At 71.4% G+C, this 10862-nt stretch carries 1 protein-coding gene; it reads right to left on the bottom strand.

All coding sequences use genetic code 11. The features are described 5' to 3' along the window. Positions 1-10848, bottom strand: a complete 10848-nt coding sequence (locus AMYBE_RS40760) for a non-ribosomal peptide synthetase (protein ID WP_051124611.1) — start codon at positions 10846-10848, stop codon at positions 1-3. Positions 10849-10862 lie beyond the last annotated feature (14 nt).

Genomic DNA, 10862 nt, shown 5'->3' with positions numbered 1-10862 from the left:
TCACTCGTCCTCGTCGTTCTCGAGCAGATCGATGTCCGCCTGGCTGAGCGAGACCAGGGACAGGTCGGACGGGGTGAACCCGCCTGTTTCCGGGGCGGCGGCCAGCCCGGCCAGTTCGCGCAGCGCCTTCTCCCAGTCCCGCGCCAGCTCGCGAACGCCTGTCTCGGCGAGCAGTTCCGCGGGCCAGGCCAGCGAAGCGGCCAGCCGCGGTCCGTCCGGCGTGTCCTCGGTGACCGCGTTGATCTCGATGACGTGCGCGAGCGGCAGACCGGGATCGCCGGCCGCGGTCGCTTCCTCGGTCTCCGAGACCGACGTCCACTCGCCCGCGGCGCCGGTGGCGAACCGGCCCAGGTAGTTGAACGCGATCTGCGGGGCGCCCAGCCCGGCCAGCTTGTCGCCGGCGACCGGGTCGAGGTGACGGAGCAGGCCGTAGCCGAGTCCCTTGTCCGGTACCCGGCGCAGCTGTTCCTTGACCCGCTTGAGCGCCTCGGCCGGACCGGTCGCCCGGCCCGGGTCTAACCGCACCGGGGAAATGCTGGTGAACCAGCCGACCGTGCGGGAAAGATCCATGCCAGGACGGAGTTCGGTCCGGCCGTGGCTTTCCACGTCGATCAGCACCGAGCTGTCGCGCCCGAGGCCGCGCCGCTCCCGCCACCGGCCGACCGCCATCGCGAGCGCGGTGAGCAGCACGTCGTCGACACCGGCGTGGAAGGCCGCGGGCACCGCGCCGAGCAGCGCTTCGGTGAGGTCGGACGGCAGCTGGAGGCCGGTGACCGCGACGTGCTCCAAGGTGTCGCGGACCGGGTCGAGCGGCCGGGCACCGAGCACCGGGTCCGGACCGTCGAGGGTCGCGGCCCAGAACGGCAGTTCGTCGATCCGCGCGCGGGCGGCCTCGGCCAGCGCGTTCGACCAGGCCCGGAACGACGTCCACACCGGGGCCAGCTCCGGGGTCCGGCCCGCGGCGGCGGCCTGCCAGGCGGCGGCGAGGTCCGGCACGATGATCCGCCAGGACACTCCGTCGACCGCCAGGTGGTGCGCGACGATCAGCAGCTGTCCGGGTTCGGGGCCCGCGTCGAACCAGACCACCTCGAACAGCCGGCCGTCCGCCGGGGACAGCCTGCCGCGCGCGGCGTCGGCTTCGGCCTGCCGGTTCGCGCTGGCCGGGACGGTCCGGACCACCTCCCGCGCCTGGACAGCACCCGGCTCGGGGACGATCAGCCGGCCCTCGGCCAGCCGCATCCGGAGCGCGTCGTGCTGGTCCAGCAGCGCTTGCACGGCAGCGACCAGGTGGTCTTCGCCGAGCCCGGCGGGCACCGCGAGCAGACGCGACTGGTTGAACCCGTCGAACGGCCCGCCGCTTTCCACGAGCGCGCGCATCACCGGGGTCAGCGGAAGTTCGCCGACACCGTCGTCCGCCGCGACCAGCTGCGTTTCGTCTGGCTCGACGGCGACCTCGGCCAGCCCCGCGACGGTCTTGTGCTCGAAAACGTCGCGCGGCGTGAACACCAGCCCGGCGCTGCGGGCCCGGCTCACCAGCTGGATCGACACGATGCTGTCGCCGCCGAGGTCGAAGAAGCTGTCCTCGACGCCGACCTTCTCCAGGCCGAGCACGTTCGCGAACACCTCGGCCAGCAGCTCCTCGCGCCGGTCGCGCGGGGCCGTCTCGCCGGCCGCGAAGTCCGGCTCCGGCAGCGCCCGGTGATCGAGCTTGCCGTTGCGGGTCAACGGGAACTCCGGCACGACCACGATCGCCGCCGGCACCGCGTAATCGGGCAGCCGGCTGCGCAACGCCGCGCGCACCTCGGCCGGGTCGAGTTCCGCACCCGGTTCGGGGCGGACGTAGCCGACCAGCCGGCGCGGGCCGTTGCCGGTCTCGCGGGCCAGCGCGACCGCTCCGGCGACCGACGGCACCGCCGCCAGCGCCGTCTCGATCTCGCCGAGTTCGATCCGGAATCCGCGGATCTTGACCTGGTCGTCGGCGCGACCGCGGAACTCCAGCGCACCGCCGGCGCGGCGGCGGACCAGGTCCCCGGTGCGATAGAGCCGGGAACCCGGTGCGCCGTAGGGATTCGCGACGAACCGCTCCGCGGTGAGCGCGGACCGGCCGAGGTATCCGCGCGCCAGCTGCGGACCGGCCAGGTACAGCTCGCCCACCGCGCCGGCCGGGGCTGGGCGGAGGAAGCTGTCCAGCACATACGCGGAGAGGTTCGGCAGCGGGCGGCCGATCGCCGGGCGGTCGCCGACCACTACCGCGGTGAACGCGTCCACAGTGGACTCAGTGGGTCCATAGAAGTTCTCCGCGACCACACCCGGCAGCTCGGACAGCTCCCGCCACAGCGCCTCGTCCATCGCTTCGCCGCCGACGACGATCCGGCGCGGGACCGGACCGTCGAACAACCCGGCCGCGCGCAGCGCGTGCAGGAAGGACGGGGTGACGTTGAGGAAGTCGATCCGCCGCTCGACGAGGTAAGCGGTGAGCGCTTCCGGGTCGAGCCGGGTGTCCGCGTCGATCAGATGCAGTTCGTGGCCGTCCGCGAGCAGCAGCAAGCCTTCCCATGCGGTGTCGAACGAGAACACCGCGGTGAGCGCGACCCGCATCGGGTCGCTGCCCGGCCAGCGCAGCCGGTGGTCGGCGGCCAGGTTGGCCAGGCCGCGGTGCGGGACCACGACTCCCTTCGGCTGGCCGGTCGAACCGGACGTGTAGATCACGTACGCCGCGTGGTCCGGGGTCAGCGAGCCGCGTTCGGCATCGGTGGGATCGGTCGCCGGGCACGCCGCCAGCGCGTCCACAGTGGACCGTGCGGCCAGGTCGACCGTGCTGACTCCGGGCAGCTCGGCACCCGCGGTGAGCGCCACCACCGGGCCGACATCGCCGAGCAGGAAAGCCAGCCGTTCGGCGGGCAGCTCCGGGTCGATCGGGACGTGTACGGCCCCGGCCTTGAGCACCGCCAGGATCGCCACGACGGTCTCCGGCGTGCGCGGGAGTGCGACCGCGACTGGCTGTTCCGGGCCGACGCCCAGCGCGAGCAGGTAGTGGGCAAGGCGGTTGGCCCGCTCGTTCAGCGTGGCATAGGAGAACTCGGCCTCGCGGTAGACCAGTGCGGTCCGGTCCGGGGTCCGCTGCGCCTGCGCCTCGAACAGTGCGGGCAGCAGCGGCTGTTCCTCGCTGAGCTGAGCGCCGTTCCAGCCGGTCAGCTCCTGCTCGCGTTCCTCGGCCGTCAACAGCTCGATTCCGGACAGCCGGAGCGAGGGATCCGCCGAGACCTGCGTCAGCAGCCGCGTGCACCGGGTGAGCAGCAGCTCCACGGTGGACTCGTCGAACAGGTCGGCGGCGTAGTCGACGGTGCCCTCGATTCCGTTCGGCGAACCGTCGGCGGCGAAGGTCTCGGTGAGTTCGAAGGACAGATCGAACTTCGCCGGCGCGACGCCCGGATCGAGCAGCGACGGCGTGACGCCGGGCAGGTCGAGATCCGGCTCCGGGGTGTTCTGCAGCACGAGCATGACCTGGAACAGCGGGTGCCGGGCCAGCGAACGGTCCGGTTCCAGCAGCTCCACCAGCCGGTCGAACGGCAGGTCCTGGTTCGCGAACCCGGCCAGGTCGTTCCGGCACACCCGGTCCAGCAGCTCGCCGAAGGCCGGGTCGCCTGCCGTATTGGTGCGCAGGACCAGCGTGTTCACGAAAAACCCGACCAGGTCTTCGACCGCGGCATCGGTGCGTCCGGCGATCGCGGTGCCGAGCGGAATGTCGGTACCGGCGCCGAGGCGCGACAGCAGCGCGGAAACCGCCGCCTGCAGCACCATGAACAGGCTCGCGCGGTGTTCGCGGGCCAGCTCGGCGAGGCGGGCGTGCAGCTCCGGTGGAAGCTGCCAGCCGAGCGTCCCCGCCCGGTGGCTCGCGACCGCGGGACGCGGCCGGTCGGTCGGCAGGTCCAGCACGTCCGGCAGGCCGGCCAGCTGGTCGCGCCAGAACTGCACCTGACCGGCCAGCGGGCTGTCGCTGTCCTCTTCGGAGCCAAGAACTTCCCGCTGCCACAACGTGTAATCCGCGTACTGCACCGGCAGCGGCCGGAACTCCGGAACCGCACCGTCATGGCGCGCCCGGTACGCCGTGGCCAGGTCCCGCAGCAGCGGGGCGAGCGACCAACCGTCACCGGCAATGTGGTGCAGGACCAGCGAAAGCACTCGGTTCGCCGAGTCCATTTCGAATACTGTGGCGGTGATCGGCAGCTCGACGGACAGGTCGAATCCGGCTGTCGCCGATTCCCTGATCCGTGCGGTCAGGTCCGCCTCGTCACTCTGCTCGACTCGGAACCGCAGCGCGGCCCGCGCTCGCTCCGGGTCGAGAATCCGCTGCCGAGGCCGTCCGTCTACCTCGGGGAAGACGGTGCGCAAAGCTTCGTGCCGCACCACGACGTCGGCGAGCGCTTCCTGCAGCGCTTCGACATCCAGCGTGCCGGAAAGCCGGAGCACGAGCGGGATGTTGTACCTGCCGCCGTCTTCGTCCAGGCGGTTCAGGAACCACAACCGGCGCTGCGCGAAGGACAACGGAAGTTCGGCAGGCCGGTCGCGAGCGGCGAGCGCGATCCGCGCGGAGCCCGAAGCGTCCGCCGAACGAGCCAGGCCAGCCGGCGTCGGCGTCTCGAACACCGCCCGAATCGGCAGCTCGACATCCAGTGCCGCGCGCACCCGGCTGATCAGCTTCGTCGCCAGCAGCGAGTGCCCGCCCAGCAGGAAGAAGTCGTCGTCGACGCCGACCTTGTCCAGCTCCAGCACCTCGGCGAAGACCTCGCAGAGCACGGCTTCGCTGCGGGTACCCGGCTCGCGGCTCTCGCCAGCCGTCGCGAACTCCGGGTCCGGCAGCGCGCGCCGATCCAGCTTCCCGTTGGCGTTCAACGGGAACTCCGGAAGCTCGACGAACACCGCGGGCACCAGATAGCCCGGCAGCCGGGCCGCGACCTGATCGCGCAGGCCTTCCGACGAACCGACGACGTACGCGACGAGCTGCTTGTCGCCCAGCCGGTCCAGCCGGACGACGACCGCGGCCTGCTCCACGCCGGGCTGCCGGATCAGCACGGACTCGATCTCGCCCAGCTCGATCCGGAACCCGCGCACCTTGACCTGGTCGTCCGCCCGGCCCAGGTACTCCAGGTCGCCGCCCGCGGTCCAGCGCACCAGGTCGCCGGTGCGGTACATCCGCTCGCCGTCCTCGGAGAACGGGTTCGCGACGAACCGCTCACCGGTCAGCCCCGGCCGCCCCAGGTACCCGCGCGCCAGCCCGGCCCCGGCGATGTACAGCTCGCCTGCCACCCCGGTCGGCACCGGACGCAACCCGGCGTCCAGCACGTACGCCTGGTGGTTCGCCAGCGGCCGTCCGGTCAGCGCCGCCCGGGTCAGCTCCTCGTCGCCGGTCGAGCGCCACTCCAGGCAGTACACCGTGGCCTCGGTCGGCCCGTAGATGTTCGCGATCTCCGCGCCCGGCACCGTCCGCCGGACCTGGTTGAACACCCGCGCCGACAATCCCTCGCCGGCCAGCACGACGCTCCTCGCCGACAAGTCGACACCGGCGCTCAGCACCTGCGCGAACACCGAGGGCACGCCGGACACCAACCCGCCGGACCAGCCGCGATCGACCAGCGCGGTCAGGTTCTCCACTACCTCTACCGAACCGCCCGCCGCGAGCGGAGCGAACAACTCGAACACTGAGACGTCGAAGTTCAGCGACGTCGACAGCAGTACCGAAGCCAGCTGTTCGGCGCTGAAGTACTCGCGCGCCCAGCAGAGCAGATCCACCACTCCGCGCTGGCCGATCGCCACGCCCTTCGGACGTCCGGTCGAGCCGGAGGTGTAGATGACGTACGCCAGGTTGTCCGGCGACACCGGTGCCCGACGGTCCGCATTGGACAGTGCGGCGGAAGACTGCCGCGCGATCTCAGCCTGCACCTCCGCGTCGTCCAGCACCAACGTATTCCCCGCCCGCAGCGGGAGTTCCATGCCGCCAGCGGTCAGGACGCACACCGGTGCGGCATCGCTCAGCAGGAACGAAATCCGCTCTGCCGGGTACCCAGGGTCCACCGGCAGATACGCGCCGCCGGCCTTCAGCACCGCGAGCAAGGCCACCACCGTGCCGACCGTGCGCGGCAACGCGACCGCGACCAGGTTCTCCGGTCCGACCCCTCGGTCCACCAGGACCCGCGCCAGCCGGTTGGCTCGCTCGTGCAGCTCCGCATACGTCAGTGATTCGTCGCCGCAGCGCACCGCGATCCGGCCGGAATGCGGCACCGCGACGGCTTCCAGCAACTCAGCCAGCGTGGTGTCCGGGAACTCGCGGGCGGTGTCGTTCCACTCCACCACCAGCTGCGCGCGTTCGTCCGCCGACAGCAGCTCCAGCGAGCCGATCGGCGCGTTCGGACGACGCACGATCTCCCTCAGCAGAGCGGAAAGCCGGGAGCCGAGCGCGACCACCGTGGCCGGGTCGAACAGGTCCGCCGCGTACTCGATGTCGCCGGACAGACCGGTCCCCTCGGCGTAGGTCTCGCGCAGGTCGAACCACAGGTCGAACTTGGACACGGTGGTCCGCAGCTCGGCCAGGCCGAGCCGCAGCCCGGGCAGCTCCAACTCCGGCTCCGGCGCGTTCTGCAGCACCAGGAGCACCTGGAACAACGGGTGCTGCGCCAGCGACCGGCGCGGGTTCAGCTCTTCCACCAGCCGCTCGAACGGCACGTCCTGGTGGGCGTAGGCGGCCAGATCGTCGCGCCGGACCCGGTCCAGCAGCTCGCGGAACGACGGCTCGCCCGCGGTGTCGGTGCGCAGCACCAGCGTGTTCACGAAGAACCCGACCAGGTCGTCCAGCGCCTCGTCGGTCCGGCCGGCCACCACTGTGCCGAGCGGAATGTCGGTGCCCGCGCCGAGGCGGCTCAGCAGCACCGACACCGCCGCCTGCAGCACCATGAACAGGCTCGCCCGGCATTCCCGGCTCAACGCGACGAGCCCGGCATAGGTTTCCGCGTCCAGCTCCCACGGCACCCGGCCGCCGCGATAGGACGCCGCTGCCGGACGCGGCCGGTCGGTGGGCAGTTCCAGCGCTTCCGGCAGTCCGGCGAGCCGCTCGCGCCAGTAGCGCACCTGCTGCGCCAGCACGCTGTCCGCGTCCTCTTCGGACCCCAGTACCTCTTGTTGCCACAGCGTGTAATCCGCGTACTGCACGGGCAACGCGGCGAGTTCCGGCGCGGACCCGCCGAGCCGGGCCCGGTACGAGGCTTCGAGATCCCGCAGCAGCGGTGCCAGCGACCAGCCGTCTCCGGCGATGTGGTGCAGCACGATCAGCAGGACATGCTCGGTTTCGCTCCGCTCGAACAGCCGGATCCGCAGCGGCAACTCGCCAGCGGGAGAGAACGCGCATGCCGCGGCCTCGGTCAGCCGATCCGCCAGATCGGCTTCAGCCACCGCTTCCGCGGTGAACAGCCCGTCCAGCCGGGCGATCGCGATGGCGGCCGGGATCACCTGCTGCACCGGTTCGCCGCCGACCGACGGGAACACTGTGCGCAGCGTTTCATGCCGGGCCACCAGGTCGCCGAGAGCCGCGCGCAGCGCAGCCTCGTCGAGCTTTCCCTCCAGCCGCAACGGAAGCGGGATGTTGTAGACGCCGCTAGCCTCGTCCAGCTGGTGCAGGAACCACAGCCGGCGTTGGGCCGGTGACGGCGGCAGCACCTCCGGCCGCTCCCGGACAGTGATCCGGGCGCGTCCTTGACCTGCCCCGTCGAGCCGCTTCGCCAGCTCGGCCACCGTCGGCGCCTCGAACACCTCGCGAACCGAAAGCTCGACGTCCAGCGTGGTCCGGACCCGGCTGATCAGCCGAGTCGCCAGCAGCGAATGCCCGCCGAGGTCGAAGAACCCGTCGTCCACGCCCACCGATGGCAGACCGAGCACGTCCGCGAACAGACCGGCCAGCAGTTCCTCGTGGTACCCGCGCGGCGCGCGGCCGGACCGGGCGTACTCGGGCTCTGGCAGCGCGTGCCGGTCCAGTTTCCCGTTCGGGGTCAGCGGCAGCTCGGGCAGCACGACGAACGCGACCGGCACCATGTACTCCGGCAGCGCGGCCGCCGCGTGCGCACGCAGCGTCTCGGTGTCCGCTTCGGACTCGGCGGGCACCACATAGGCGACCAGTCGCTTGTCGCCCGGCCGGTCTTCGCGCACCACGACGGCCAGCGGACCGGCGGCCGGGTGCTTGGCCAGCACTGCCTCGATCTCGCCGAGTTCGATCCGGTGGCCGCGGACCTTCACCTGGTGGTCGCGACGCTCCAGGAAGACGAGCGTGCCGTCCGGCAGCGCGCGCACGTAGTCGCCGGTGCGGTACATCCGGGCACCGGCGTGCGGCGTGAACGGGTCCGCCGGGAACACCGCGGCGGTGCGAGCCGGGTCGTGCAGGTACCCGCGTCCGACGCCCATCCCGCCGACGTACAGCTCGCCCGGCACCCCGACCGGCACTGGGCGCAGCCGGTCGTCCAGCACGTACAGCCGGGTGTTGCGCAGCGCCTTGCCGATCGGGACGACGTCCAGCGCGTCCGCCGAATCGAGCACAGCGTGCGTCACGTCGTCGGAGCATTCGGTGGGGCCGTAGGCGTTCATCAGCGGGATCTGCGGGTACTGGGCGAGCCACCGCTTGCCGACCTCGGCCGGCAACGCTTCGCCGGTGACCAGCAGCCACCGCAGATCGGGAAGAATCGGCTGCTCGCTGGCCTGCCACGCGTCGAGCGCGGCCCGCAGCAGCGAAGGCACGACCTCCAGGATCGTGACCCGCTCCGCCGCGACCCGGCTGAACAGCTCACGCGGATCCGCCGCCAGCTCACGAGTGACCACCCGCGTCCGGCCGCCGACGACCAGCGCGGACAGCATCTGCCAGATCGAGATGTCGAACGTGAGCGGCGCGTTCTGCACCACCGTGTCCGCCGCGGTCAGCCCGCAATCGTCCACTTTGGCCTGCAGGTGGTTCGCCATTCCGCGCCGGTGCACCAACGCACCCTTGGGTTTTCCGGTCGAGCCAGATGTGTACAGCGCGTAGGCGAGATTGTCGGGCGCACCCGCCAGCTCGCACAGCTCCGCGTCCTGCGCGCCGTCCAGCTCCAGCACCTGCACACCAGGCAGTCGCGCCGAGAACTCCGCCAGCGCGGGCGAGCACACGGCGAACCGCGCACCGCACTCCTCGATCAGTGACACCGACCGCGCGAGCGGTGCGGCCACGTCGATCGGCACATACGCCGCGCCCACCCCGAAAACGCCCAGCACCGCGGTGATGAACCCAACGCCCGGATCAGTCGGGAGCGCGACCAGCGTGTCCGGCCCGGCCCCCGCCTCCCGCAGCCGCCGCGAGACGGCGCTGGCCCGGGCGACCAGCTCCGCGTACGTGGTCTCGCCGCTGTCGTCCACCACGGCGATCGCGTCCGGCGTCGTCCGGGCGAATTCGCGCACCCGCGCCACGACGTCGGTGAATTCGAGCGGCCGCTCGGTGTCGTTCCACTCGACAAGCACGCGTTCGCGTTCCTCGTCGGAGATCAGGTCGAACCGGGACAGCGGCGCGTCCGGCTCGGCGACCAGCCGCTCCAGCAGCCGCAAAAGTCCGTCGAGGTGCCCGGCGATCTCGTCCTCGGCGTACAGCGCCTCGTTGCCGTCGAAGTCGATCCGCACCGGGCCGCCGTCGAGCCGGTCGTATGCGGTGATCTCGATGTCGTCGATCACGCCGTTGGACAGGTTGTGCGCGGTGACCGGATGTCCGCCGAAGGTGACGTTGTAGTCGAACGGCATGATGTTGACGACCACGTCGGCGAGCTGCCCCGCGCCGCCGACGAGGTTCAGCTCCCGCAGGATGTCCTCCTGCCGGTAGCGCTGGTGCTTGAGCGTCTGCCGCGCCTCGCGGGTCGCCCGGCGCAGCACCTCGGCGAACGTGACTCCCGGGTCGACGTCCACCACCAGTGCCAGGATGTTGCTCGCCATCACCGGGGTTTCCTTGAGCAGCTTGCCCTTGCGCGCCATCACCGGGAACCCGACCGGCACCACCCGCGCCCCGCTGACCAGGTGCAGGTACACCGCCACCGCCGCGGTCAGCCCGACCGACCAGGTGCTGGCGTTGTCCCGCGCCACGTCGCGCAGCCGGTCCAGCAGCTCCGGCGAAAGGTACGCGGTGCTGCGGACCGGCCGCGCGCTCGCCGGCGCGGTGGCCGCGGACAGGCCGACCGGGGCAGGCCGGTCGGCCAGCCGCCGAGACCAGTACTCCCGGTCCCGTTCGAACATCGCCGAGGCCCGGTAGGACTGCTCGTCGGCGAGGTACTCGTCCAGCGAAGCGAAGAACTTCTCGCGGTAGCAGGTGCCCTCGACCAGCCCGGAATAGATCTCGGCGAGCCGGTCGGTGAAGATCCGGCCGCTCACCCCGTCCGCGATCAAGTGGTGGTTGCGCTGGTAGTACAGGTACTGGTCGTCCTCGATGCGAAAGAGCGCGTCGACCGACAGCGGCGCGGCGGACAGGTCGAACGGCCGGTACAGGTCGGCCTGCATCCACGCTTCGGCGTCCCCGACCGGATCCTCCCGGCCGCCGTGGTCGAAGTAGTGCAGATGCGGCTCCGGAACCGGGTACTGCCACACCCCGTCGTCGTCCTCGACGAACCGGACCTGCACCGTCTCCGCCTCGGCGACGGTCCGGCGCAGCGCCTCCTCGAACAGCGCGACGTCGATCGGTCCGTGGATCACCAAGTACTCGGACATCACGAAGACGTTGTCCGGGTTCAGCTGCTGGGCGTACCAGATTCCGCGCTGCCCGGCCGAAAGCGGCCGGCGCTCGCCGGCGGGGACGTTCTGCATTGCCTGCCCGCTCC

Source organism: Amycolatopsis benzoatilytica AK 16/65 (assembly GCF_000383915.1).
GTDB lineage: Bacteria > Actinomycetota > Actinomycetes > Mycobacteriales > Pseudonocardiaceae > Amycolatopsis > Amycolatopsis benzoatilytica.
Note: the sequence above shows the minus strand (reverse complement) of the source record. Positions and strands in the feature narration are given on the sequence as shown.